Genomic DNA, 24848 nt, shown 5'->3' with positions numbered 1-24848 from the left:
GGGACCATACTGCCGGCCTGATTGTGCGGATGCCCGAGGATGACCTGGTGAGCATGCAATATCCGGGTGCGGACGGGAGCGCCGGGCACGTCGCCCCCACGATAGAAGAGGATGGGCTGCCGGGACCCCGCCGCTACTGGGCGATGGCCACAATCTTTCTCGGCATCAGCATGGCGGTGCTCGACGGCACGATCTCGAACGTGGCTTTGCCGACGATCGCCCGCGACCTGCATGTCAGCCCGGCCTCCTCGATCTGGGTGGTCAACGCCTATCAGCTCGCCATCACGGTGAGCCTGCTGCCGCTGGCCTCGCTGGGCGAGATCGTCGGCTACCAGCGTGTCTACCGCGCGGGCCTCGTGTTGTTCGTGGTCGGCTCGTTGTTGTGCTCGCTGTCGGGGTCGCTGGTCGGGCTGACACTGGCGCGCGTGCTGCAGGGTTTCGGCGCCGCCGGCATCATGAGCGTCAATGCCGCCCTGCTCCGCTTCATCTATCCGAAGCGCCATCTGGGGCGAAGCATCGGCCTGAACGCGATGGTGGTTGCGCTGGCGACGGCGGTCGGGCCGACGGTCGCCGCCGGGATCCTCAGCCTGGCGAACTGGCCCTGGCTGTTCGCGGTCAATGTGCCGATCGGCATCGTTGCAGTGTTGATCGCGATAACCAGCCTGCCACGCACACCGGTTGCCGTGCGCCCGTTCGACACGTTGAGTGCGCTGTTGAGCGCTGCGACGTTCGGGCTACTGATCGTTTCGATAGACAGCGTCGGCCATAAATCGGACATGCCGCTGCTGATTGCCACGACGGTCGCGACCCTGGCGTGTGGCATTCTGCTGGTTCGCCGGCAGTTCGGCCAGGCTGCTCCCCTGCTGCCGATCGACCTGCTGCGGATACCGATCTTTGCATTGTCGATCGCGACGTCGGTCATGTCGTTCGCGGCGCAGATGCTCGCGTTCGTGTCCCTTCCGTTCTACATCCAGAACACGCTCGGCCACTCCGAAGTGCAGACCGGCCTGTTGCTGACGCCGTGGCCGCTGGCGCTGGTCGTGGTGGCGCCGATGGCCGGCCGGTTGTCGGACCGTGTTCCCGCCGGCCTGCTCGGTGCGCTCGGCCTGGTGGCCCTGGCCGCCGGGTTGTTGCTGATCGCCGCGCTGCCGGCGCATCCGGACAATGTCGCGCTGATCTGGCGGCTGGCCCTGTGCGGCGCCGGGTTCGGCCTGTTCCAGACGCCGAACAACCGGACCATGCTGCTGTCCGCGCCAAGGAGCCGGGCCGGGGGCGCCAGCGGAATGCTGTCCACCGCCCGGCTGCTGGGTCAGACCAGCGGTGCGGCGCTCGTCGCGATGATATTCTTGCTGACCCATGATCACGGTTCGACGGCGTGCATGGAGGTTGGCGCGGCCTTCGCGCTGGTAGCCGCTATCATCAGCCTGTCGCGGCTCGGAACCGCGCGCACGAGCGGCTGATCGGCGACTTTGTGGATTGAGCAGGTCCGGGCCCGGACCTCGCCGGTCTCGATGACGCACATGGTGACCGGGTCAATCGTCGGTGTCGGCGCAACATCGTGGTGGCGTGGGTGGTTACGTTGCCGGCGTCCGCGGTGGTGGGTGCGGTGTTCTACTGGCTGGCACATGCGGTGAGCTGAGCCGCACACCGGCTTGTGTGCGGGCAGCATCGGTCCCGGCAACGGTTCAGGCGTTCGGTCGCCGAATTGACCGAGGAGACCTGTCATGAAGCTCGAACACCGGATCGCGATCGTGACCGGAGCCGACTCCGGCATCGGTCAGGCGATCGCCGAATTGTTCGCCCACGAAGGCGCCGACGTGTGCATCGGCTATCATACCGACCGCGAGGGTGCCGAGGAGACCAAGCGCCGGGTCGAGAAGGCCGGGCGGCGCGCCGTCGTGGTGCAGGGCGATGTCGGCCGGCCCGCGGATGTCGAGGCATTGTTCCAGGCTGCATCCGGGCTCGGCATCGTGGACGTGCTGGTCAACAACGCCGGCAAGGGCATGGGCGGCACGCCGGTCGCCGAGCTCGAAGACGAGATGCTGGAGCTGGTTCTTCGCACCGACCTGATGGGACCGCTCTTTTGCTGCCGCGCCTTCATCCGGCTGCGCAAGAAGCACGGCGGCAAGGGTCGGATCGTAACCATCAGTTCGGTGGCCCAGCACCTGCCTACACCCGGCAGCGCGCCGTACGGCATGGCGAAGGCGGGCGTCGGCTCGCTGACCCGCAGCCTCGCAATCGAGCTGGCACCCGACCGGATCAACGTGAATAACATCGCGCCCGGCCTGATCCAGACCCCGATGACCCAGGAAACGCTGGACGATCCGGAGAAGAGCAGGAAATCGATGGACTCGATCCCCTGGCACCGGCCGGGACAGCCGGAAGAGATCGCGCGACTGGCAGTCTTTCTGGCGTCGGACGACGCCGACTACGTGACCGGCCAGACCTGGACCATGGATGGCGGCCTGACGATGAACTGGGGCGGCGCCTGACATCCGGATGCTGTGTTCGGCCGGTGGTTCTCGGACATGGTGCCGTGTCGTAGGCTCGGTATCCTGACCGTCACGAGGCACCGCCGATGCGCTACGACCTGATCATCCGCAACGGCATCTGCGTCCTGCCATGGGGCGAGACGCAGACCGACATCGGCGTGCGGGACGGGCGCATCGCGGCGCTGGGCGTCGAGACGTACGCGGAAGCAGCCGAGACGATCGACGCGACCGGACTGCATGTGCTGCCCGGACTGATCGACGCGCACGTGCATCTGCGCGATCCGGGCGACGCGGCGATCGAGAGTATTCCGACCGGGACCCGGGCGGCGATCCTCGGCGGCATCACCACGGTGTTCGACATGCCGAACACCAGCCCGGCGATCACCGATGCCGGGACGCTGCACTGGAAACAGGAGTACGCGGCGCGGGAGAGCTACACCGATTTCGGGTTCTATGTCGGGGCGACACGCGCGAACACCGCGTCGCTCGGCGAGTACGAGGGCTGGGACGGAGTCTGCGCGGTCAAGGTGTTCGCAGGCAGTTCCACCGGCGACCTGATGATCGAGGACGATGCCGGGATCGAAGCGGTGATGCGAAGTGGCCGGCGCCGGATCGCGTTCCACAGCGAGGACGAATACCGGCTGCAGGAGCGCCGGTCCCTGTTCACCACGGGGATGCCGTACGACACGCACCGGATCTGGCGGGACGAGGAGTGTGCGTTCCTGGGAACCAGGCGGATCATGGCCCTGGCCCGCAAGACCGGTCGCTCCGCGCATATCCTGCATGTCTCGACGGAAGAGGAGCTGGGCTATCTCGGCGGATTCCGTGACCTCGCCACGGTCGAGGTGCTGGTGAACCACCTGACCCAGGTTGCGCCGGATTGCTACGAGCGGCTTGGGGGACTGGCGGTGATGAACCCGCCGATCCGAGACCGCCGGCATTACGAGGCGAGCTGGGCAGCGGTGCGCGACGGCACCGTCGATACCGTGTCGTCCGATCACGCTCCCCATCCGCTGGGCGCCAAGCAGCGGGAATGGCCGGGGTGCCCGGCCGGGCTAACCGGGGTGCAGACGATCGTGCCGGTGATGCTGGACCATGTGAATGCCGGCCGGCTGTCGCTGTCGCGGGTGGTCGATCTGATGGCGGCCGGCCCGGCCCGCGTCTACAACATGGTGGGCAAGGGCCGGATCGCGGCGGGCAACGATGCCGACTTCACGCTGGTCGACATGCAGGCCCGGCGCACCATCAGCAACGACCGGATCGTCACGCCATGCGGCTGGACGCCGTTCGACGGGATGCAGGTCACCGGATGGCCGATCGCCACGATCCTGCGCGGGACCACGGTCATGCGCGACGATACGGTGCTCGGAGGCCCATCGGGCCGGCTGGCTAAATTCGCCTGGTGAAACACCGGTTTCGGACCGCGCTTCTTCTGGGGGCGGCGCTAGTACTGGGTGGCGCCGGGCCTGACCTCGGCGGGATCGGTTACAACCAGCAGCTCGGCGCGCATGTGCCGCTGGCCACCAGGATGGTCGATTCCGACGGGCGGGCGACGAACCTCGCCGGGCTGATCGACCACAAGCCGACCTTGCTGCTGCTCGGCTATTTCGCCTGTCCGGCCTTGTGCGGCGTGGTCCGGGACGATGCGTTCCAGGCCCTGGCCGAAAGTGGCCTGCATCTGCCGAAGGATTACAGCCTGGTGTTCCTCAGCATCGATCCGGCGGAGGGTCCGAGGGACGCGGCCGAGGCCAAGACGCGAGACTTGGCCCGGTTCGCGGTGCCCGGTGCCGCGTCGGGCTGGCATTTCGCCACGGCGCCGTCAGCGGAGATCGGCCGGATCGAGCAGGCGGTCGGCTATCACAGCCGGTATGACGTCTCGCTCAAGCAGTTCCTGCACCCGGCCGGTATCGTCATCCTGACGCCGGACGGAACGGTCTCGGGATACCTGCTGGGCGTCGGGTATCAGCCGGGCGCGGTGGTGGCGGCGCTGTCGCAGGCGAGGGCCGGAACGATCGGCCAGCGCGCGCCGTCGATCCTGTTGCTGTGTTTCCATTACGACCCGGCGACGGGCCGCTACAGCCTGGCGATCGTCAAGGTCCTGCGGCTGATGGGAGTGCTTACGCTGCTACTGATTCTGGCGCTCTTGCTGGTGTTACGGCGGAAGCAGGCCTGATCCGTTCGATCGCCAGGGACACCATGAAGATGGCCAGTCCGCCCACGGCGAGGCACGCGCCGACCCAGCCCGGCGACGACCAGCCATAGCCTGCAGTGATCGCCGCACCGGCGAACGCCGCGCCGAGGCCGTTGGCGATGTTGAAGGCGGAGTGGTTCAGCGACGCGGCCAGGGCCTGGGCGTCCGCCGCCACGTCCATCAGCCGGGTCTGCAGCGCGGGCGCCAGGGCAACGCCGAAGCCGATCAGGAACGCGTCGATGGTGACCGCCCACCAGGCCGGCAGGGTCCAGACGAACAGCAGCGAAGCCAGGCCGTTCCAAACGATGAAGCCGACGATCGACATGCGCAGGTTACGGTCGGCCAGGGTGGCGCCGATCGTGTTGCCGACCGCCATGCCGAGCCCGAGCACCACGAGCACGAGCGGCACCAGCGTCGGCGCCATGCGGGTACTGTTGATCAACGCGGGAGCAAGGTAGCTGTAGACCGCGAACAAGCCGCCGAACCCGACTGCGGCAGTCGCGAGGGCCAGCCATACTTGGATCCGGGTCAGCGCGCCGAGCTCGGTCAACGGCGAAGCGCCTTCCGCAGCCTCGATAGGCGGTAGGAAGATCGCCAGCAAACCTATTGTTATTGCGGCAATCAACGCCACGAATGCATAGGCCAGGTGCCAGTCTATCATCTGCCCGCACCAGGCGGCGAGCGGAGCACCGATCAGGGTGGCGGTGGTGAGTCCCAGCATGACCCGGCCAACCGCCTGCGCACGTTTGCCCATCTCCACCATCGAGGCACCGACCAGGGCGGCACATCCGAAATACGCACCATGCGGCAGGCCACTGACGAAGCGGAACAGAGCGATCGTGGCGAAGTCGTGGGACAGGGCGCTCAGCAGGTTACCGATCACGTAGAGCCCCATCATGGCCATCAGCAACCGGCGCCGCGGCATCCGGGCGCACAGCACGGTGATCAGCGGCGCACCGACCACCACGCCCAGCGCATAGAAGCTGATCAGCTTGCCGGCATCCGGAACGCTCACATGCAGGTTGCCGGCGACGCTCGGCAGCAATCCCATCATCGAGAACTCGCCGGTGCCGATCGCGAAACCGCCGACGGCGAGGGCGAAGATGGCCCAGCCGATGCCGTGCGGAGGGACGAGGGGTGCCCTGGCTGGAAGTTTGGTATCCGTCACGGCAGCGCCCTCGGCGGCAGGAAGAGAGAGCCTGTCATAACCGCAAATTGTGCACTGCGACAAACGCTTTGCGCCGCCGGCCGGGTAACATCCGTCTCAGCACGCCGTCTCGCCGACCGTAATGATGCAGGAGTGCCGCAACCGTATGCAGGGAGGACAGGATGATGATGGTCCAGGCCAGGTAGTGGTGGACATCGTTCGCGTAGGGTCGCCAGCTCGGGTCGAAGGCGAACGGTGGAGGGATCGGCAGCCCGAACACCACGACCGGCCTGCCCGGGATCCATCGTTTCCCGAGGCCGGTCAGCACCATCGCGACAAGAAGCCCGTAGAACAGGAAATGAACCGTCCGGGCGGCGACACCTGCGAGACGCCCGGCGGTGTCCGGAAATCGATGCCGGTGCGTCAGGCGCCAGACGATCCTGACGGACAGCACCGCCGCAAGCATTACGCCGAACGAGATATGCAGGTGCTTGAGCGAACCTTGCTGCGGGCTGTGGCTGGGCATGAAGCGCCAGGTTTGTGCCAGGGCGAAATTGGTGACGACCAAGAGGGCCGTCAGCCAGTGAAGGATGATCGTCCCAAAACCGTAGCGCTGGCCGGTCGGGCCGGTCGGACGGTCCTCACCCATCCACGGACGCTCCCGGATGCGACGAGAGATGGGCGATCAGCCCGGCCCCGAGGGCGACTAGCCGCTCGGTGATCAGCGCCCCGGCTTCGGCGCTGCACAGCGTCGCGTCGCCGGTGACCACGGTCTCGCCGAGCTCGACCGGAATCCCGATCTCGACGCCCTCGAAACGAGCCGTGCCGAAACCGCCGATCGGCAGGCCGGCAATCGTCCGCTGCGGCGCGGGCGCGGCCGGGATCAGGTCGGCGCGGATCAGCTCCGGAAACAGATGCATCGCCACGCTGGCGAGGGGATCGGCGCCGTGGCCGGACGATCGTGCCGCATGGTCGGCGCCGAGCAGTTCGGGAAGCAGGCCGCCCGCGATCTTCCACAGGTAGAAGCTCGGGATCAGCACGCCGCTTTCGAGCAGGATCTCCTGCGTGACGTCATGGATCGCCTGCGCATTGCCGCCGTGGCCGTTGACGATGATCAGCCTGCCCGGTGCATGGCGAAGCAGGCACTCCAGCATGTCCCTCAGCACCAGGCGCAGCGTCGCCTGACGGAGCGCGATGCCGCCCGGGCGGCTGCCGAAGAAGTCGCGTCCGCCGAATGGCAGCGGCGGCGCGACGACGGTGTCATGGCCTGCGGAGATGGCACGCAGCGCGATCAGCTCGGATATCAGCTCGGCGCTCATGTAGTCGCCCATCGGCGCATGCGGACCCTGGTCCTCGTGACTCCCGAGCGGCAGCAGAACGGTCGCACCGGCACGCAGACGCAATCCGGCCTCGGCGCTGGTCAGGGCACCCAGCCTGACCTTCGTTACGACTGCAGCGGACATGGTGTTTCCTCCGGATGGTGGCGCTTGACGATCGGCAGAGGGGCCAGGATACCGGGGAAAACACGGGATTGAGAGGTCGGGATGACAAAGGCACGGATCGCGCTGGTGGTGGTGATATGCGGTGTCGGCCCGGCGGCTGCCCTGGGACGACCCGAAGCCGCCACGTCGCAGCACGTGGTCCGCCACGCATCGAAAGCCGTCCGCCCGGTCGCATCGACGACGGCAGGAGCAGCAGCCGGCGCCTGGAGCCCGGGCAATTGCGGGCGGGAGCCGGCGGCACCCGCGGTCGATACCTCGACGATCGAGCGCTACAACGCCAGCGTCGATCAGGTGACGGCCTACGAGAAGGCGGCGCGAAGCTACAACGCGTGCGTGTCCAAGGAAGCGACCGCGGAGCAGACGTCGATCAGCAACAACGCCCGGTCGCGCATCGATTCGATCCAGTCGGTCAGCGCCGGCGTGCAGAAGCGGATCGCCGCCAACTTCACGAGCCTGACGGGTGCCCTGCGGGATGCGGGTGCGAAGCTGCAAGGCAAGCCCGGCAAGAAGTAATCGGGCCACCATCCGGCTACTCGCCGATCGAGGCAGGCCAACGCGCGAGACGCTTCCGGTCCTGTTCCGGGGTCAGCTGGTGTGGGCCCTGGGCGACCTGCATCGGGATGTTGGGCATCCGTTCCGGACTGGCCCAGCAATCGACCCCGGCTAGGCTGCGCGTGCAGTATGGGGTCGGCGGCACCGGCGGGTCGACCGGGCGGCAGTAGCTCTCGCCACGATCCAGCCGAACCACCGAGCAGTCGCGCCCGGTGATTGCTGAAAAGAGCGTGTCCGGCAGCGACCGATGGAAGATCGCGATGTCGCCGCCCAGCCCGACCGCGACCGGAGCCACCGTGGCGGAAACGCAACCGCCGAGGCACGGCAGGGCGAACCCGCAGAGCATCGACAGCAGGATAGGGGGCGCGGGCCTCTTCATCCTGCAGGAGTCTGCCTGCGAGGAATGAACAAAGACTTACCGAAACCTGATCCGTGACGAGAACCCGGTGCGATCCTGAGCGTCGGATTGCTGCATAATAAGGCAGTGTTTGCCGGCGCAGGGTCCCGCCGCTATGGTCCGCCGCCTTCGGTTGCCAGCCGGGACGCATCCGCGTCCGTTGTGCTGGCACCGGTTATCCAGGAGTGCAGCCCAGCGTGGTCGACGACATCTTCAACGAAGTCGACGAGGATCTTCGTGCCGAGCACGCCCGCGCGCGCAATCGGCGGCTGGCCCTGTTCGGGCTGGCGCTTCTGGTCGTGGTGGGTCTTGGAACCGGGGGCTGGGAGTTCTTTCTCTACCGACAGCGCTCGATGGCCGTCGCGGTGGCGCAGGACTACTTCATTGCCCAGAAGGACGCCGACACCGCACCCGCGGCCGCTGCAGGCCCGAACGCGCCGCCGACCCCGGAACAGCTCCGCGCGATCGATGAGTTCGCCAGGGTCGCGGCCAAGGGACCGGCAGGATTCGCCACGCTTGCACGGCTGCGCATGGCGGCTTTGAGCTGGCAGGCCAAGAACACGGCCAAGGCCCTGGATCTGTGGGATCAGGTCTCGAAGGACCAGGCAGCCGATCCCGATATGCGCGGGCTCGCCGATCTGTTGTGGGTCCAGCATCGTGCGGATGACGGCGATGCATCGATCCTGAAAACCCGCCTGCGCGACATCCTTGCGCCGAAGAGTCCGTGGCACCTCCTGGCGCTCGAGACGGATGCGCTCATCGACCTGCGGCTGAACCACCTGGCGGACGCGAAGCGAAAGCTGACGACGCTGAGCCAGGATGGTGGTGCCTCGCAGAGCCTGCGAGCCCGCGCGAGCGGACTTCTCGACACACTCGACACATCGAAGACCGGCGGATGATGACCAAGCACGACAACACCCCCTCTGCCAGCCTCCCTGACGATCGCAGCCCCGCGATCATGGCGACGCCGCTCCGGCGCCGCGCCGTGCTGTTGGGTGGCCTCGGCGCATTGGCCCTGCCGATGGCCGGATGCGGCATGTTTGACGAGGAAAAGAAGCCGGTGCTGGCCGGACGGCGCGAGGACGTTCTGAGCGTCGGCGCCGGCCTGGTCGTCGACCAGACGGATACCACGCCGATCACCCTGCCGGCCGTGGTGGCGAACGCCGACTGGCAACAGCCTGGCCGGACCCCGACCCACGAGGCGATCAACGCCCAGATCGGCGGGATGAAGCGCCTCTGGAGTGCCAGCCTCGGCAGCGGCGTCGGCGACCGCGGCGTGATGAGCGCCGAGCCGGTGGTGGCGGACGGGCACGTGTTCGCAATGGACGGGCGCGGCGTCGTCGGGGCTTTCGACCTCGCCAGCGGGGCGCGGGTCTGGCGCACCGACACCAAGCCGAAGAAGAGCCGGTCCTCCAACATCGGTGGCGGGCTGACCTACTCGAACGGCACGGTCTATGTAGTGGACGGCGTCGCCGAATCGCTGGCGCTGGACGCCGCGACCGGCAAGGTGAAGTGGCGGGTGAACCTCGGCACGCCCGGCCGTTCCGCCCCCACCGTTTCCGACGGCCGCATGTTCTTTGGCACGATCGACGAGAAGCTGTTCGCCCTCGACATCGCCGACGGCAAGCAGCTCTGGATGTACCAGGCGAGTTCCTCGCAGACGATCGTGTTCGGGCAGCCTGCGCCGGCCGTCGTCGCCGGCACCGTCCTGGCTGGCTTCGGCTCGGGCGACGTCGCTGCCCTGCGCGCCGAAACGGGTGAACTACTGTGGAGCGATACGCTCGGCTCGACCGGCGGGCGTAACTCCATCCTCGATTTTTCGTCGGTGCACGGTCTTCCGGTGATCTCCGACGGCACCGCCTACGTGATCAGCGTCGGCCAGGTGCTGACCGCGGTCGATCTTCGATCCGGGCGCCGGCTGTGGGAACGGACCGTTGGCGGCAAGGACGGCCTCGTGGTGGCCGGGGACTGGCTGTTCGTGTTGTCCCAGGACCAGCAGCTCGCCTGCCTCGACAAGAGCAACGGCCATGTCCGCTGGGTGTCCGTGCTGCCGCGCTTCCGCCGGCCGAAGGTCGAGAAGCAGGCGATCAGCTGGAGCGGCCCGCTGCTCGCCAACGGGCTTCTGGTCTGTGTCAGCGATTCGCCGGCACACGGCATGATCTCGGTGGATGCGATCACCGGAAAGATCCAGGAAATGACCCATACGTCGAGCGGCAGCGGGCTCGCGCCCATCGCTGCCGCCGGCCGCATGCTGGTCGTGTCCAACGATGCAACGCTTTCGGCTTACGGTTGAGCCGATCATGAAGAGTGAACGGACATGAGGCGCGGCAGCAGGTCGGCACCCCCGGTCGACACCTCGGTCCCCTTCAGCCAGTTGCCGGTGGTGGTCATTGCCGGTCGCCCGAATGTCGGCAAATCGACCTTGTTCAACCGCCTGTCGGGCCGGCGCTCGGCGATCGTGTCCGATACGCCCGGGGTCACGCGCGATCGCAAGGATGCGGAGGCGATGCTGCGCGGACGTCGCGTGCGGCTGATCGATACCGCCGGCCTCGAGGAGGCACCGCCGGACAGCCTCTACGGACGCATGCGCGCCTCGTCCGAGCTTGCCGTGGCGCAGGCCGACCTGGTGCTGTTCTGCATCGACGCACGGGCGGGGATCACCCCGGCCGATGCGCACTTCGCCAACTGGCTTCGGCGCCAGGGCCGGCCGGTCATGCTGGTGGCCAACAAGGCGGAGGGCCGTGCCGGCACCGCCGCTGCTCTGGAAGCATACAGCCTCGGGCTCGGGGCGCCGATCGCGGTTTCGGCCGAGCATGGCGAGGGGCTGGCCGACCTGATGGGCGAGATCGCCGACCGGCTGCCGCCCGAGGTCGAGGCCGAGAGCTTCGACGACGACGACGATGACAGCCTGGCCCTGGATGGCAGCTACACCGAGGGCGAGGAGGTCGTCGTGCCGCCGCGTCCGCCCGGCCCGCTCAGGCTGGCGATCGTCGGACGTCCGAATGCCGGCAAGTCGACGCTGCTCAACCGGCTGCTCGGCGAGGAGCGGATGATCACCGGTCCGGAGCCGGGCCTGACCCGCGATTCGGTCGCGGTGCAGTTCAACGATGACCACGGTCCGATCGAGCTGGTGGATACCGCCGGCATGCGCCGCAAGGCCCGGGTCGAGGAAGTGCTGGAAAAGATGTCCGTCTCCGCCACGCTTGAGGCCCTGAAGATGGCCGAGATCGTGGTGCTGACGATCGACGCGACCCTCGGCGTGCACGATCAGGATTTGCAGATTGCGCGGCTGATCGAGCGCGAGGGCCGGGGCTGCGTGCTGGCGCTGAACAAGTGGGATGCGGTCGAGGACCGGATCGTGACCCGGCAGGCGATCTCGGATCGGATCGAGTTCTCGCTGTCGCAGATGCGCGGGATCCCGGTGGTTTCGTTCTCCGCACTGACCGGGTCGGGTCTCAAGCGGCTGCTGCCCACCATCCGTGCAGCGCACGAAGTCTGGAACAAGCGCATCCCGACGGGCGAGCTGAACCGATGGTTCGAGGGCGCTCTGGAGCGGCATACGCCGCCGCTTGTGGAAGGACGCCGGCTGAAGCTGCGCTACATGACGCAGGTAAAGGCGCGGCCACCGACCTTCGTGGTGTTCGGCACACGGGCCGAACTGCTGCCGGAGGATTACCAGCGCTACCTGGTGAACAGCCTGCGCGAGGCTTTCACCCTGCCTGGAACGCCGATCCGGCTGCAGCTGCGGGGCACGAAGAATCCGTACGCGGAAAGCTGAGCCGGATCTAGAAACCGAAACGGGGTGGTGATTGCCACCCCGTATTCGCCTGCCGGCTGGAACGATCAGTCGTGAGTGGGGGCAGGCGTCACGGCCGCTGCGTCATCCTGGGGCTCTTCCGAAGCTTCGCCGGCGACCGGCTCGTCCGACTCGCCGCCAATGCGACCGGCCTGCTTCTCGCGCATCTTTGCGTCCTTCTTCGCCTGCTTGGCGCGGTCGCGCTCTGCCTTCTGAAAATTGTAGTTTACCTTGTAGGCCATGGGCTTCCTTTCTCGTCTGCCGACGGTGGTCTGACAAACAGGCTATCGCAACAGCACTCCGCCGTCAGCCCGGCGCATCGGTCGCGCCGGCATGGCGGTATTGCCTCAGGCGGGTGGCGGCAGCTCTAGAGGGCGATCTGCCGTCCGATCTGCACGTAACGGTCCGGGGGGAGGTCGAAGCGGTCCACCAGATGGACCGCATTGCGATACATGAGGCCGAACAGCATCCGGCGCCAGCCGGGCAGACCGTTTCCTCGGCCGGTCCGGTCGGCAACCACCTCGTCGCGCGCCCCGATGAAGATCGCTTCCTGCGGCACGATCGCGCAACCCATCGTGCTCGCTTCGGCAAGGGCCGTCGGCAATGACGGGATCTCGATGAAGCCGTAGCGGGCGATCACGTGCCACACGCCGCCTTCGTGACGCTTCAGGCTGATCCGCTCGGCGACCGGAACCCGTGGAACCTCCTCGAACTTGATGGTCAGCGTGACGACGTTCTGCTGCAGCGCCCCGAACTGCTCGACATGCGCCACCATGACCGGCGGGATCGGGTCGCGCAGCCGGGTGAGGAACACGACAGTGCCCGGCACGCGCGGGACGTGGCCGTCGGCGATCTGCTGCAGGAACAGCTCCGGCGCCAGGATCTTCTCCGAGGCGACCGTGCGGAGTGCGGCGATTCCCCGCCGCCAGCTTGTCATGACGAGGAACACGACCGCGCCCAGCACCAGCGGGATGAACCCACCCTCGGCGATCTTCAGCAGGTTGGCCGCGAAGAAGGCGAGATCGACCGCGAGGAACAGGCCGCCGATCACCAGCGCGCCGGCGACCGGCCAGTGCGCGACGCGACGGAGATAGGAATAGAGCAGCACCGTGGTCAGCAGCATGGTGGTCGAGACCGCCATGCCATAGGCGCCGGCGAGCCGGGCCGAACTGCCGAACCCGACCGTGACGGCCAGGGTCAGCACCATCATCGTCCAGTTCACCACCGGCACGTAGATCTGCCCGTATTCCTCGCTCGAGGTCTGGCGGATGTTCAGGCCGGGGAACCAGCCGAGCTGGATCGCCTGCCGTGTCAGCGAAAACACGCCGGTGATGATGGCCTGGCTGGCGATCACCGTGGCGCAGGTGGCGAGCACCACCATCGGCCAGATCGCGATCGGGAAGATGTCGTGCGGGATGATGCCGTAGAACGGGTTCGAGGGCAGCTTGGCCAGCCCGATCAGGCTGGCCGACTGGCCGGCATAGCAGAGCAGCAGCGACGGCAGCACGACCACGAACCAGGACAGCCGGATCGGCAGCCGGCCGATATGGCCCATGTCGGCATAGAGTGCCTCGGCACCTGTCAGCGCCAGGAACACGCCGCCCAGCACGGCGAGGCTCCGCCAGTGGTGCGCGATCAGGAAATGCATTCCGTGCCGGGGATCGATCGCCCACAGCACCTCCGGGTGTCGCGTCAGCGAGATCGCCCCGAAGGTGCCGATCACCAGGAACCACAGCAGCATGATCGGTCCGAACAGGCGGCCGATCCGCTCGGTGCCGACCGCCTGCAGCGCGAACAGCGCAAGCAGGATGACGACGGCGACGGGCAGCACGAGATGGGCGAGGGCGGGCGTCGCCACGCCGACTCCCTCCACCGCGCTCAGCACCGAGATCGACGGCGTCAGGATGCCGTCGCCGTAGAGCAGCGCGCCTCCGAAAAGGCCGCAGGTCAGCAGGAGCCTGATGCTCACCGAGGGACGGGCCGGTGCGGGCGGCGCCGGCTGTTCGGCTTCCGGCTTGCTGCCGGTGACCAGTGCGGTCAGTGCCAGGATGCCGCCTTCGCCGTGGTTGTCGGCCGCCATGACGAACAGGCAGTATTTGAGGGCGACCACGATGATCAGCGCCCAGATGATCAGGGACAGCAGCCCGAGCACCGCGTCGGCCGACAGGGTCCCGCCGGTGGTCTCGAGCACCGTCTGCATCGTGTAGAGCGGGCTGGTGCCGAGGTCGCCATACACGATCCCAAGCGCTGCCAGCATCGAGACAGGCAGTGCCGGCGGCTTTGGCTTTCCCTCCGGCTGGGATTTCCCCTGCGTCGTCGGGCGCGCAGCCGGCCTGGTCTCAGGCTGCATAGATGCTTCCTCGGATTCGGCCGGGGCGGCCGGAGATGGATCATCCCGCCTTCCGGACGGACAGGCGAGGGTGGCCGGTAACGGCTGCAGGCGTCTTCGGGTTTGACAGGAGAGGCGGGCTTGTTTAGGCACCGCGACAATCAGACACGTCGCTCCGCGAAGGCTCGCGCAGCGGCGCCTGTTGTATTGGGGTAGTCTCATCTTGTTCGACGCGCTGTCAGGCAAGCTTACCGGGGTGTTCGACAAGCTTCGCCAGCGCGGCGCGTTGTCGGAAGCCGACGTCACGGAAGCCATGCGCGAAGTGCGTCTGGCCATGCTGGATGCCGACGTCGCGCTGCCCGTGGTGAAGGACTTCACCACCAAGGTTCGTGAACGTGCCATCGGCCGCGAGGTGATGGACAGCATCTCGCCGGGCCAGGCCGTCGCCAAGATCGTCAACGACGTGCTGATCGAGGCGCTCGGTGGCGCCGGCGCCGTTCCGCTGAACCTTGCCGCCGCCGCACCGGTCGCGATCCTGATGGTCGGGCTGCAGGGCTCCGGCAAGACCACCACGTCCGGCAAGATCGCGCTCCGGCTGCACACCCGCGAGCGCCGCCGGGTGCTGCTGGCCAGCCTGGATACACAGCGTCCCGCCGCGCAGCTGCAGTTGCAGCAGCTGGCCGAGAAGGCGCGGGTTTCCTCGCTGCCGATCGTGCCCGGGCAGACGCCGGTGCAGATTGCCCGGCGCGCCATGGAGACCGGTCGCCGCGAGGGGTTCGACGTCGTCATCCTCGACACCGCCGGCCGGCTGTCGATCGACGAGGCGCTGATGGCCGAGGTGCGGGAGATCCGCGCCGAGACCAATCCGGCCGAGACCCTGCTGGTCGTCGATGCGATGACCGGCCAGGACGCGGTCAACACGGCCAAGGCGTTCAACGATGCGGTCGGCGTGACCGGCATCGTGATGACCCGGATGGACGGCGATGCACGCGGCGGTGCGGCCTTGTCGATGCGCCAAATTACCGGTGCGCCGATCAAACTGACCGGGTCGGGCGAGAAGCTCGAGGCGCTGGAGGATTTCCATCCCGAGCGCGTCGCCGGACGCATCCTCGGGCTCGGCGACCTTGCCGGCCTGGTCGAGAAGGCGTCCGAGACGCTCGACCAGGAGGAAACCGAGAAGCTCGCGCTCAAGATGATGCGCGGCAAGTTCGATCTCGACGATTATGCGTCGCAGATCAAGCAGATCGCCAAGATGGGCTCGATCGGCGGCATTCTCGACATGCTGCCGGGCATGGGCAAGCTGAAGGACCAGCTTGGCAACAAGGAAATCGATACGTCGATCCTGACCCGGCATGGCGCGATCATCTCGTCGATGACGAAGGCGGAGCGGCGCACGCCGGACATCATCAAGGCATCCCGCAAGAAGCGGATCGCTGCGGGATCCGGCTCGACGGTGCAGGAGGTGAATCGCCTCCTGAAGCAGTTCGACGACATGTCGACGATGATGAAGCGGATCAGCAAGCTCGGCGTCAAAGGTCTGATGCGCCAGGGCATGTCCGCACTCATGCCGAATGGCGGGGCGCCTCCGGGGCGACCACGCTGAAGTTTTTCGAAGATAAAGTCTGGAGAGTTTGAGATGAGCCTTAAGATCCGTCTGGCCCGTGCCGGTGCAAAGAAGCGTCCGTACTACCACATCGTCGTGGCCGACAGCCGCAGCCCGCGCGACGGCCGCTTCATCGAGCGCGTCGGCAGCTACAACCCGATGCTGCCGTCCGAGCACGATGACCGCGTGCATTTGTCCGGCGAGCGCATCCTGCACTGGATGTCGCAGGGCGCACTGCCGACCGATCGCGTTGCGCGCTTCCTCGGCCAGGCCGGCCTGACCGCGATGCCGACCTATCGCGAGCAGCCGAAGCAGTCGCTGCCGAAGAAGAAGGCGCAGGAGCGCGCCGCCGCAGCCGCGACCGCACCTGCGGTCTGATCCACGGTAGAGTACGAGGCATCCGAAGCGGGCGATGAGCGAGCAGCGTATCCTGATGGGCGTAGTCGGTAAGCCGCATGGCGTGCGTGGGCTGGTGCATGTGCACAGCTACGCCGCGGTGCCGGCCGACCTCGCGCGCTATGGTGTGCTGACCGACGAGTTGGGCGCGGCCTGGACCTTGCGCTGGCGTGGCCAGGGCATCGCCGAACTGGTCGACGCGTCCGGCGGGGTCATGAAGGATCGTGACCAGGCGGCGAAGCTTGCCAATCGCCGGCTCTATGTCGAGCGCGACCGGTTGCCCGAGCCCGACGAGGACGAGTTCTACCTCGCCGACCTGATCGGGCTGGCGGCGGTCGAACGGACCGGCGCCGGCGAGCGTGCGCTCGGTATGGTGCTGGCGGTGCACGACTATGGCGCCGGTCCGAGCGTCGAGATCGGCACGCGGGAGCGCAGCGTGCTGCTGCCGTTCACGCGCGCCTGCATTCCGGACGTGGAGATCGCGCTCGGCCGGATCGTCGTGGTCATGCCGGACGAGATCGAGGTGCCGAACGAGGCATCGCTGGAAGCACCGGCCGTTCCGGAAGCCGCTTCGCCATGAGCTGGCAAGCGGTGGTATTGACGCTGTTCCCGGACATGTTCCCGGGGCCGCTCGGCTCGTCCCTGGCAGGGCGCGCGCTGAAGGACGGTATCTGGTCGATGCAGGCGCACGATCTGCGCGAGCATGGGCTGGGCCGGCATCGCACCGTCGACGATACTCCGTTCGGTGGCGGCGCCGGCATGGTGATGCGGCCGGACGTGCTCGATACGGCGATCGAGGCGGTGACGGCCGAGGTGGTGCTTCCGGTCGTCTATCTGACCCCGCGAGGGCGACGGCTTGAACAGTCGGATGCGCGCCGTTTTGCGGCCGGGCCTGGCATCGTGCTGCTGTGCGGACGCTACGAAGGCGTCGACGAGCGGGTGCTGGAAGCACGTCAGGTCGAGCAACTCAGCATCGGCGACTACGTGCTTTCCGGTGGCGAACCCGCCGCGTTGGTTTTGCTCGATGCCTGCGTACGCCTGCTGCCCGGCGTCATGGGCTCGGACGATAGCGCCACGGAGGAAAGCTTTTCCGACGGGCTGCTCGAATATCCGCATTACACCAAACCGGCCGAATGGCAGGGGCGGCCGGTGCCGCCGATCCTGCTCTCCGGTCACCATGCTTCCATTGCCGCCTGGCGCCGCACGCAGTCGGAGGACGCGACCCGCAACCGGCGTCCCGACCTGTGGGCGGCACATACCTCCCGTTCCAGCAGCATCCCGTTTCAGCAGCAACATGGATTGCCGGCCCGCTCCGGTAGCCGTAACTGATCATCCGAAGAGGACCACCACCATGAACATCATCCAGCAGTACGAGGCCGAGCAGATCGCCCGCCTCACCGCAGCCCGTGCGGTCCCGAAATTCGCTCCCGGCGACACCGTCCGCGTGTCGGTCAAGGTTGTCGAGGGCGAGCGCACCCGTGTGCAGGCCTACGAAGGCGTCGTGATCGCGCGCTCGAACAAGGGTCTCGGCAGCAACTTCACCGTCCGCAAGATCTCCTACGGCGAGGGCGTCGAGCGCGTGTTCCCGCTCTATGCGCCGACCATCTCGGAGATCTTCGTGGTTCGTCGCGGCGACGTGCGTCGTGCGAAGCTCTATTACCTGCGCGGTCGTCGCGGCAAGTCCGCACGTATCGCCGAGAAGGCACGCGAGATCGTGGCACCGGTCGCGACTTCGGCAGCTTAACAAGCCTCGTAACCCGCCGGAGGGACGTCTCCCCTCTGGCTTCGGGTTCCAGGTTGGGGGAACGGTCATGCCGACCTTGTTTGACAAGATCTGGGACGCTCACGTCGTGGATCGTCTCGAGGATGGCACGGCAATCCTCTACATAGACCGCCACCTCGTCCATGAGGTGACCAGCCCGCAGGCGTTCGAGGGACTGCGTCTCTCGGGCCGCCGCGTTCGCCGGCCGGATGCGACCATCGCGGTCGTGGATCACAACGTTCCGACCAGCGACCGCACCTTGCCGATCGCCGAACCGCAGAGCCGGCTGCAGGTCGAGACGCTGGAACGCAACGTCGCGGAATTCGGCATTCCCTACTTTCCGTTGCTGTCGCGAAACCAGGGCATCGTCCATATCATCGGCCCGGAGCAGGGGATCAGCCTCCCCGGCATGACGATCGTCTGCGGCGACAGTCACACCTCGACGCATGGTGCGATGGGCGCGCTTGCATTCGGCATCGGCACCTCCGAGGTCGAGCACGTGCTGGCGACCCAGACCGTGCTGCAGAAGCCGGCCAAGAACATGAAGGTCTCCGTCGAGGGCACGCTGTCGCCGGGCGTCACCGCCAAGGACGTGATGCTGGCTATCATCGGCCGGATCGGTACCGCCGGCGGGACCGGCCACGTCATCGAGTTTGCCGGCTCCGCGATCCGTGGGCTCGACATGGCCGGGCGCATGACGATCTGCAACATGTCGATCGAGGCCGGCGCACGGGCTGGCCTGGTGGCGCCGGACGACACCACCTACGCCTATGTCGAAGGCCGTCCGTTCGCGCCGAAGGGCGAGGCGTTCGACCGGGCGGTCGCCTACTGGCGGACCCTGCCGTCGGATCCGGATGCGGTCTACGACACCGTCGTCGAGATGCGCGCCGAAACCATCGTTCCGCTGGTGACCTGGGGCACCAGCCCGGAAGACGTGGTCGAGATCACCGGCACCGTTCCCGACCCGGCGACGGCGACGGACGAGGCGCGGCGCGTGCAGATGCAGCGCATGCTCGACTATATGGGCCTGACCGCCGGCCAGAAGCTGTCCGAGGTGGTGGTGGACACGGTGTTCATCGGCTCCTGCACCAATGGCCGCATCGAGGACATGCGGGCTGCCGCGATGGTCGTCGATGGCCGGCATGTGGCTCCCGGGGTGCGGGCCATGGTGGTGCCGGGTTCGGGCCTGGTGAAAGCCCAGGCCGAGCAGGAAGGGCTGGACCGGATCTTTCTCGATGCGGGCTTCGAGTGGCGGGAGGCCGGTTGCTCGATGTGTCTCGGGATGAACCCCGACAGACTGCTGCCGGGCCAGCGCTGCGCGTCCACCTCGAACCGCAATTTCGAGGGCAGGCAGGGCCCGGGTGGCCGGACTCACCTGCTGTCGCCAGCGATGGCCGCCGCGGCCGCGGTGACCGGGCATCTGACCGACGTTCGCGAACTGGTTGCACGGGTATCGGTCTGATGGAGAAGTTCGCAGTTCTGACGGCGATCGCGGCATCGTTGCCGGAGGCCAACATCGACACCGACAAGATCATCCCGGCGCGGTTCCTGAAGACCATCGAGCGCACAGGGCTCGGCAAGAACGCGTTCGATCCGATGCGTTATAACGAAGACGGTTCTGAGAAACCGGATTTCGTGCTGAACCGCGAACCCTATCGGCATGCACAGATCCTGATCTCCTATGAAAACTTCGGTTGCGGTTCGTCTCGCGAGCATGCGCCGTGGGCATTGCTCGACTTCGGTTTCCGCTGCGTCATTGCGCCGTCGTTCGCCGATATTTTCCACAATAACTGCTTCAAGAACGGTATCCTGCCGATCCGGCTGCCGCGCGAGATCTGTGATCTGCTCATGCAGGATGCGACGCACGGCGCGAACAGCCGCCTGACGGTGGATCTTGCTCGTCAGGTCGTCATAAGGCCCGATGGCGAGGAAATACCGTTCGAGGTGGATGAGTTGCGACGTCATCTGCTGCTGGAAGGCCTCGACGACATCGGCCAGACAATGCAGCGTGTGACGGCGATCGATCGGTTCGAGCAGGACCGATACGAAACGAAGCCCTGGTTGCCGGATATCGTCCTTGCCTGATCGTTCGGGCCCGACGCGTTCGGCTGTTCGAAAGATTGCATGATGGCACCGAACAAGAAGCTTCTCGTCCTGCCGGGTGACGGTATCGGCCCCGAGGTCATGAGGGAGGCGGGCCGGATCGTCGGCTGGCTGTCCAGGCGTCGCGGCATCAGTTTCGACATCAGCGAGGACCTGGTCGGCGGCGCCTCCATCGACGTGCATGGCGTGCCGATCCGCGACGAGGTGATCGCCCAGGCGCGCGAAGCCGATGCGGTGCTGTTCGGCGCTGTCGGCGGCCCGAAATGGGCAGGGGTCGGGTTCGATGTGCGGCCGGAAGTGGCGATCCTGCGCCTGCGCCAGGAACTAGGCCTGTTCGCCAACTTGCGTCCGGCGATCGTGCTGGATCCGCTGATCGATTCGAGCACGCTCAAGGCGGATATCGTGCGCGGCCTCGATATCATGATCGTGCGCGAGACCGTCGGCGGCATCTACTTCGGCGAGCCGCGTGGCATCGAGGACATGCCCGATGGCGGCCGTCGCGGCGTGAACACCGAAATCTACACGACCTTCGAGATCGAGCGCGTCGCCCGTGTCGCCTTCGACCTGGCCCGGAAGCGTGAGGGCCGGGTCTGCTCGGTCGAGAAGTCGAACGTGATGGAGAGCGGGCTGTTGTGGCGGCAGGTGGTGACCGAGCTTCAGGCCCGCGAGTACCGCGACGTCCAGCTCAGCCACATGCTGGCGGATAATTGCGCAATGCAGCTCGTTCGCAACCCGCGCCAGTTCGACGTGATCGTCACCGGGAACCTGTTCGGCGACATGCTGTCCGATCTGTCCGCGATGCTCACCGGCAGCCTCGGGATGCTGCCATCGGCCACGCTGGGTACGCGGGACGCGCAGGGCAGGCGGCCGGCCCTGTACGAGCCGATCCATGGCAGTGCGCCGGATATCGCCGGTACCGGGCAGGCCAATCCTCTGGCCCAGATCCTGAGCCTCGCGATGCTGCTGCGCTATTCCTTCTCGATGGACGCGGAAGCCGACCTGATCGAGCGCGCCTGCACCAACGTGCTGGCCAGCGGCCTGCGCACAGCCGACATCATGAGCGCGGGCAAGGCCAAGGTCGGCACCGGTGTCATGGGCGAGGCGGTGTTGCGGGAACTAGATAAGCTAGGCGGCTAGAGGCCGCTCAGGCAAGGTCCTGGAGCCTGAACCAGGCGATCTTGCCGATCTCGTTCAAGGCAGTGCCGCGCTCCTGCTCCAGGCTATTGCCCAGCCGCTGCACGAAGGCGGCAAGCACCGATTCGCGCGTATGCGCCCGCGCCGCGATGATGAACGGGAACCCGAACCTGGCCCGATAGGCCGTGTTGAACTGATCGAAGCGCTCGTATTCGGCATCCGATAGCCGATCGAGGCCAAGCCCGGACTGCTCGCCGGTCGAATGGTTTTCCAGCGTCCCGGAGCGTGCAAGCCTGCCGGCAAGGTCTGGATGGGCATGGATGAGCGCGAACTGGCGGTCGAGGGATGTGCCAAGCACGACGGCTTGCATCGCATCATGAATGGATCGCCGATCCGTAAACGGGCCCCGCTGCCAGGCCGCGGCGGCAATCCAGGGCGAATGCTCGTACAGTGCACCGAGACGGCCGGTGAAGGCATCCTGGTCAGCGCCATCGAGTTCGGTAACGAGCGGATCACCGGTCATGTGAATGGCCTAAAACAGACAAGGGCCGCAGCCACCTGAGGTGACTGCAGCCCTTGCATGAACTGGACGAGCCTGGACGGGCTCGGGCGTTGCTAGAAGCCTTCGCGCTCCAGGCGCTTGCGCTCCATCTTGCGGGCGCGGCGAACGGCCTCAGCAGCTTCACGAGCACGTCGCTCGGACGGCTTCTCGTAATGCCGGCGCAGCTTCATCTCGCGGAAGATGCCCTCGCGCTGCATCTTCTTCTTGAGCGCCTTGAGCGCCTGATCGACATTGTTGTCACGGACAAGAACCTGCACTGGGCCGTCATCTCCTGGTCGGACGTCAGGCGCCGCATTGGGGGGCGTCGACGTGGCTTGATGTCGGGAACCACAAGCGCGATTCCCGAAGAGGCGCGGGCTATAGCATGACGGCATGCACATGCACAATTCATTCGCACCGCCATTCCCACGCAGGCCGATCCGGCCTACCGAATTCAAATTCAAGCCGATGTTCGAGGACGCTGCATGGCCTTGCTGAAGATTGCCCGAATGGGCCACCCGGTATTGCTCGGCCGTGCCACGCCGGTGCAGGACCCGACATCGCCGGCGATCCGTCAGCTCATCGAGGACATGATCGAGACGATGGAGGATGCCAGCGGTGCCGGCCTGGCGGCACCTCAGGTCCATATCCCGTTGAGGTTGTTCATCTATACGGTACCGGAGGCACGCAGCAGCGAGGGTGATCCACCCCGTGCGGCGGATGCGCTGATCAATCCGGTGCTGACCCCGATCGGCGACGAGATCGCCGTGCGGACGGAAGGATGCTTGTCGATTCCTGGCTGGCGCGGCGCAGTGCCGCGTCACGCCAGGGTCCGATACGAGGGTTTGGACCGGCACGGCGAACCGGTGTCGGGTGAGGCGACCGGTTTCCTGGCACTCGTGCTTCAGCATGAAAACGATCATCTGGACGGGATATTATACCCGATGCGCATGACTGATTTGCGCCTGCTGGGCTTCGAGCAGGAGATGGCGCGTTACGGCTTGGGTGTCGGATCGTGAACCGGATGGTTGGTCTCGTGATGCCATTCTGGTCGGCCCTTAGCGGTCTTTCCAATCTGCTCGACGGCATGGGAGGCGGCTTTGCACCTCCGCTCGCGCATGATCCAGCGCGTGACGCGGCGATTCGGGCCATGGTCCCGCTGGTTCCGGATACAGGTTGGACCAGGCTGACACTTAGGGCAGCCGCCGGGGAAAATGCCGATCTCCTCTTCCCGGGTGGTCCGGCCGAGATGGTGGAGGCCCACAGCGACCTCGGTGACCGGATGATGGAGGAGACCGGCCGCTCGATCGCCGAGACGCGCGTCAGTCGGCGGGTTCGAGCGTTGATCCTGCTGCGGCTCCGGCAGGCCGAGCCGGATCGCGACGCGGTGCGGCATGGGCTTTCGTTGCTGGCGATGCCAGGAAGCCGCGGCGCCGGTTTGCGCAGCCTGGCACGCACCGTGGATACGATCTGGCATGCTGCAGGCGATCAGTCCGCCGACATGAGCTGGTACAGCAAGCGGGCTCTGCTCGCCGGGGTCTACAGCTCGACGCTGCTCTATTGGTTGAAGCGCGGATCGTGTGCGGAGACGGAAGCGTTTCTGGATCGCCAGCTTGCTGCGGTGGCGAAACTCGGGCGCGTGGCAAGCCGCAGCCGCAAGCTGCCCGGATCCGCTGTCACTTCGACGGACCCGGGAGTTGCCGGGACCGGGGCCGGACACACGTAGCATCACGAGGCGATGGCCTCGTGATGCTACGGACTGACGATCGCCTTCGTAATGTGATGCGTCACGTCAGGCAGCGAGCGTCGCCTGCACCTGCTCGGGCGACGTACGGACCAACGCCTCGTAGTCGGTCAGCAGCATCTGGGTGATCGGGCCGGGAGCGAACATCAGCTCGCCGATCTGGCGAACCGGGGTGACCTCGGCGGCGGTGCCGGCGAGGAACACCTCGGTCGCCTGCGCCATTTCCTCTGGCATGATGATCCGCTCGACAACGTCGAGGTTGCGCTTGGCCGCGAGCGCCATGACTGTTCGGCGGGTGATGCCGTCCAGGAAGCAGTCCGGGATCGGTGTGTGCAGCTTGCCGTCGATCACGAAGAAGATGTTGGCGCCGGTGGCTTCCGCGACCCGTCCACGCCAATCGAGCATGAGCGCGTCGTTGAACCCATCGAGCTCCACGGCGTGCTTGGACATGGTGCCGGTCATGTAGAGGCCCGCGGCCTTCGACCTAGTGGGAGCGGTTTCGGGGTGCGGGCGCTTCCAGGGCGCCATGCCGAGCTTGACGCCTGCCATGCGGTCCGACCCGAACAGGTTGGGCCAGCTCCAGACGGCGATCATGAGGTGGATCTTGGTCGCCTGGGCCGACACCGAGAGCTGTTCCGACCCGCGCCAGGCGAGCGGCCGGACATAGGCATTGGTCATGTCGTTGGCGGCGAGCGCCTGCTTGCAGGCGGCGTCGATCGCTTCGGCAGTAAAGGGGATCTCGAAGCCGAGGATGCGGCCGCTCTCGATCAGCCGCTCGGTATGCTCGCGCAGCTTGAAGATGTGGCCCTCATAGGCACGCTCGCCCTCGAACACGGCGCTGGCGTAATGCAGGCCATGCGACAGGACGTGCAGCCGGGCATCGCGCCAAGGGATCAGCTCGCCGTCCCACCAGATCAGCCCATCCCTGTCGTCGAACGGAATGAGTGTCATTGGCCGGATCCTTTGGGCTGCATGTCCCGGTTGCTATAAGGCGTCTATCATTAAGTCAATGAAGCTGTCTTAATTCGTGACGTGCAGCGAGCGCATGGATGCTGCGCGGACGAGGCCGGATGGAGCAGAAGAACATCGCGCACAACCTGTCGACCAGCCTTGTGGCGGGAGCCGCAGGGTCATCCTCGGGTCTGCCGGGAAGCGGCAA

General features: G+C 66.6%; 27 protein-coding genes. 18 read left to right on the top strand and 9 right to left on the bottom strand.

What is annotated here, in order from left to right; genetic code table 11:
* The first annotated feature begins 29 nt into the window (after positions 1-29).
* The 4 genes from HN018_RS11590 to HN018_RS11575 all read left to right on the top strand — a co-directional run bounded on the left by HN018_RS11590 (position 30) and on the right by HN018_RS11575 (position 4665).
* Complete coding sequence (locus HN018_RS11590) at positions 30-1460, top strand: MFS transporter (protein ID WP_239478614.1); 1431 nt, start codon at positions 30-32, stop codon at positions 1458-1460.
* A gap of 264 nt (positions 1461-1724) precedes the next feature.
* Complete coding sequence (locus HN018_RS11585) at positions 1725-2492, top strand: SDR family NAD(P)-dependent oxidoreductase (protein WP_171835539.1); 768 nt, start codon at positions 1725-1727, stop codon at positions 2490-2492.
* Between the two features lie 86 nt (positions 2493-2578).
* The gene (locus tag HN018_RS11580; RefSeq protein WP_171835537.1) at positions 2579-3898 is read left to right on the top strand and encodes a dihydroorotase; all 1320 of its coding nucleotides are present in this window, start codon (positions 2579-2581) and stop codon (positions 3896-3898) included.
* Positions 3895-4665 (top strand): SCO family protein, encoded by a 771-nt coding sequence (locus HN018_RS11575; RefSeq protein ID WP_171835535.1) that lies wholly within the window; start codon positions 3895-3897, stop codon positions 4663-4665. Before HN018_RS11580 ends, HN018_RS11575 begins: the two co-directional genes overlap by 4 nt.
* Here the strand turns inward: HN018_RS11575 and HN018_RS11570 are convergent.
* From HN018_RS11570 to HN018_RS11560, 3 genes are read right to left on the bottom strand one after another with little or no spacing between them, the layout of a single operon-like run.
* Positions 4610-5851 carry an MFS transporter gene (locus HN018_RS11570; RefSeq protein ID WP_239478613.1) on the bottom strand — a complete coding sequence of 414 codons (1242 nt, stop codon included), beginning with the start codon at positions 5849-5851 and terminating at the stop codon, positions 4610-4612. The two genes, HN018_RS11575 and HN018_RS11570, sit on opposite strands and share 56 nt — an antisense overlap.
* A gap of 34 nt (positions 5852-5885) precedes the next feature.
* Positions 5886-6479, bottom strand: coding sequence for a cytochrome b (locus HN018_RS11565; RefSeq protein ID WP_171835534.1), 594 nt, complete (start codon positions 6477-6479; stop codon positions 5886-5888).
* Complete coding sequence (locus HN018_RS11560) at positions 6472-7293, bottom strand: creatininase family protein (RefSeq protein ID WP_171835533.1); 822 nt, start codon at positions 7291-7293, stop codon at positions 6472-6474. Before HN018_RS11560 ends, HN018_RS11565 begins: the two co-directional genes overlap by 8 nt.
* A gap of 81 nt (positions 7294-7374) precedes the next feature.
* Between HN018_RS11560 and HN018_RS11555 the strand changes: the two genes are divergently transcribed.
* Positions 7375-7845 (top strand): hypothetical protein, encoded by a 471-nt coding sequence (locus tag HN018_RS11555; RefSeq protein WP_239478611.1) that lies wholly within the window; start codon positions 7375-7377, stop codon positions 7843-7845.
* A gap of 16 nt (positions 7846-7861) precedes the next feature.
* Here the strand turns inward: HN018_RS11555 and HN018_RS11550 are convergent, their stop codons facing one another.
* Positions 7862-8263 (bottom strand): hypothetical protein, encoded by a 402-nt coding sequence (locus tag HN018_RS11550; RefSeq protein WP_239478608.1) that lies wholly within the window; start codon positions 8261-8263, stop codon positions 7862-7864.
* A gap of 215 nt (positions 8264-8478) precedes the next feature.
* Here HN018_RS11550 and HN018_RS11545 point away from each other — a divergent pair, with 215 nt between their 5' ends.
* Genes HN018_RS11545 through der form a run of 3 tightly spaced genes read left to right on the top strand, consistent with a single transcriptional unit; the run spans position 8479 to position 12059 of the window.
* Entirely contained in the window at positions 8479-9180 is a 702-nt protein-coding gene (locus HN018_RS11545) for a hypothetical protein (protein ID WP_171835532.1), read from the top strand.
* Complete coding sequence (locus HN018_RS11540; protein WP_408886798.1) at positions 9180-10574, top strand: outer membrane protein assembly factor BamB family protein; 1395 nt, start codon at positions 9180-9182, stop codon at positions 10572-10574. The genes HN018_RS11545 and HN018_RS11540 overlap by 1 nt, the downstream gene beginning before the upstream one ends.
* A 24-nt stretch (positions 10575-10598) precedes the next feature.
* Positions 10599-12059 carry a ribosome biogenesis GTPase Der gene (gene der / locus HN018_RS11535; RefSeq protein WP_171835531.1) on the top strand — a complete coding sequence of 487 codons (1461 nt, stop codon included), beginning with the start codon at positions 10599-10601 and terminating at the stop codon, positions 12057-12059.
* A 65-nt stretch (positions 12060-12124) separates the two neighbouring features.
* On the opposite strand, the gene HN018_RS11530 is transcribed toward der, so the two are convergent.
* Positions 12125-12319, bottom strand: coding sequence for a hypothetical protein (locus HN018_RS11530; protein ID WP_171835530.1), 195 nt, complete (start codon positions 12317-12319; stop codon positions 12125-12127).
* A gap of 125 nt (positions 12320-12444) precedes the next feature.
* Positions 12445-14427 (bottom strand): potassium transporter Kup, encoded by a 1983-nt coding sequence (locus tag HN018_RS11525; RefSeq protein ID WP_171835529.1) that lies wholly within the window; start codon positions 14425-14427, stop codon positions 12445-12447.
* 202 nt (positions 14428-14629) lie between these two features.
* Between HN018_RS11525 and ffh the strand changes: the two genes are divergently transcribed.
* The 8 genes from ffh to leuB all read left to right on the top strand — a co-directional run bounded on the left by ffh (position 14630) and on the right by leuB (position 21407).
* Positions 14630-16009: a signal recognition particle protein gene (gene ffh, locus HN018_RS11520; RefSeq protein ID WP_171835528.1), complete on the top strand. Its 1380-nt coding sequence runs from the start codon at positions 14630-14632 to the stop codon at positions 16007-16009.
* Between the two features lie 33 nt (positions 16010-16042).
* Positions 16043-16387: a 30S ribosomal protein S16 gene (gene rpsP / locus HN018_RS11515; RefSeq protein WP_171835527.1), complete on the top strand. Its 345-nt coding sequence runs from the start codon at positions 16043-16045 to the stop codon at positions 16385-16387.
* A 34-nt stretch (positions 16388-16421) separates the two neighbouring features.
* The gene (gene rimM, locus HN018_RS11510) at positions 16422-16985 is read left to right on the top strand and encodes a ribosome maturation factor RimM (RefSeq protein ID WP_171835526.1); all 564 of its coding nucleotides are present in this window, start codon (positions 16422-16424) and stop codon (positions 16983-16985) included.
* Positions 16982-17734 (top strand): tRNA (guanosine(37)-N1)-methyltransferase TrmD, encoded by a 753-nt coding sequence (gene trmD / locus HN018_RS11505; protein ID WP_171835525.1) that lies wholly within the window; start codon positions 16982-16984, stop codon positions 17732-17734. Before rimM ends, trmD begins: the two co-directional genes overlap by 4 nt.
* A gap of 22 nt (positions 17735-17756) precedes the next feature.
* Complete coding sequence (rplS, locus tag HN018_RS11500) at positions 17757-18149, top strand: 50S ribosomal protein L19 (RefSeq protein WP_171835524.1); 393 nt, start codon at positions 17757-17759, stop codon at positions 18147-18149.
* Positions 18150-18216: 67 nt separating this feature from the next.
* Positions 18217-19629 carry a 3-isopropylmalate dehydratase large subunit gene (leuC, locus tag HN018_RS11495; protein WP_171835523.1) on the top strand — a complete coding sequence of 471 codons (1413 nt, stop codon included), beginning with the start codon at positions 18217-18219 and terminating at the stop codon, positions 19627-19629.
* Positions 19629-20252, top strand: a complete 624-nt coding sequence (gene leuD, locus HN018_RS11490) for a 3-isopropylmalate dehydratase small subunit (RefSeq protein WP_171835522.1) — start codon at positions 19629-19631, stop codon at positions 20250-20252. The genes leuC and leuD overlap by 1 nt, the downstream gene beginning before the upstream one ends.
* A gap of 42 nt (positions 20253-20294) precedes the next feature.
* Complete coding sequence (gene leuB, locus HN018_RS11485) at positions 20295-21407, top strand: 3-isopropylmalate dehydrogenase (RefSeq protein WP_408886797.1); 1113 nt, start codon at positions 20295-20297, stop codon at positions 21405-21407.
* 7 nt (positions 21408-21414) lie between these two features.
* On the opposite strand, the gene uraD is transcribed toward leuB, so the two are convergent.
* On the bottom strand, positions 21415-21927 hold the full coding sequence (uraD, locus tag HN018_RS11480; RefSeq protein WP_171835520.1) for a 2-oxo-4-hydroxy-4-carboxy-5-ureidoimidazoline decarboxylase: 513 nt from the start codon (positions 21925-21927) through the stop codon (positions 21415-21417).
* A gap of 92 nt (positions 21928-22019) precedes the next feature.
* The gene (gene rpsU, locus HN018_RS11475) at positions 22020-22223 is read right to left on the bottom strand and encodes a 30S ribosomal protein S21 (RefSeq protein ID WP_084440514.1); all 204 of its coding nucleotides are present in this window, start codon (positions 22221-22223) and stop codon (positions 22020-22022) included.
* Positions 22224-22430: 207 nt separating this feature from the next.
* Between rpsU and def the strand changes: the two genes are divergently transcribed.
* Both def and HN018_RS11465 read left to right on the top strand, forming a co-directional pair.
* Entirely contained in the window at positions 22431-22964 is a 534-nt protein-coding gene (gene def / locus HN018_RS11470; protein ID WP_171835519.1) for a peptide deformylase, read from the top strand.
* A 5-nt stretch (positions 22965-22969) separates the two neighbouring features.
* Complete coding sequence (locus HN018_RS11465; protein WP_171835518.1) at positions 22970-23671, top strand: COQ9 family protein; 702 nt, start codon at positions 22970-22972, stop codon at positions 23669-23671.
* A 66-nt stretch (positions 23672-23737) separates the two neighbouring features.
* Here HN018_RS11465 and HN018_RS11460 read toward each other — a convergent pair whose 3' ends face one another.
* Positions 23738-24640, bottom strand: a complete 903-nt coding sequence (locus HN018_RS11460; protein ID WP_171835517.1) for a branched-chain amino acid aminotransferase — start codon at positions 24638-24640, stop codon at positions 23738-23740.
* Between the last annotated feature and the right edge of the window lie 208 nt (positions 24641-24848).

The organism is Lichenicola cladoniae (assembly GCF_013201075.1).
In the GTDB taxonomy this organism is placed as follows: domain Bacteria; phylum Pseudomonadota; class Alphaproteobacteria; order Acetobacterales; family Acetobacteraceae; genus Lichenicola; species Lichenicola cladoniae.
This window is presented reverse-complemented; position numbering and strand designations above follow the sequence as displayed.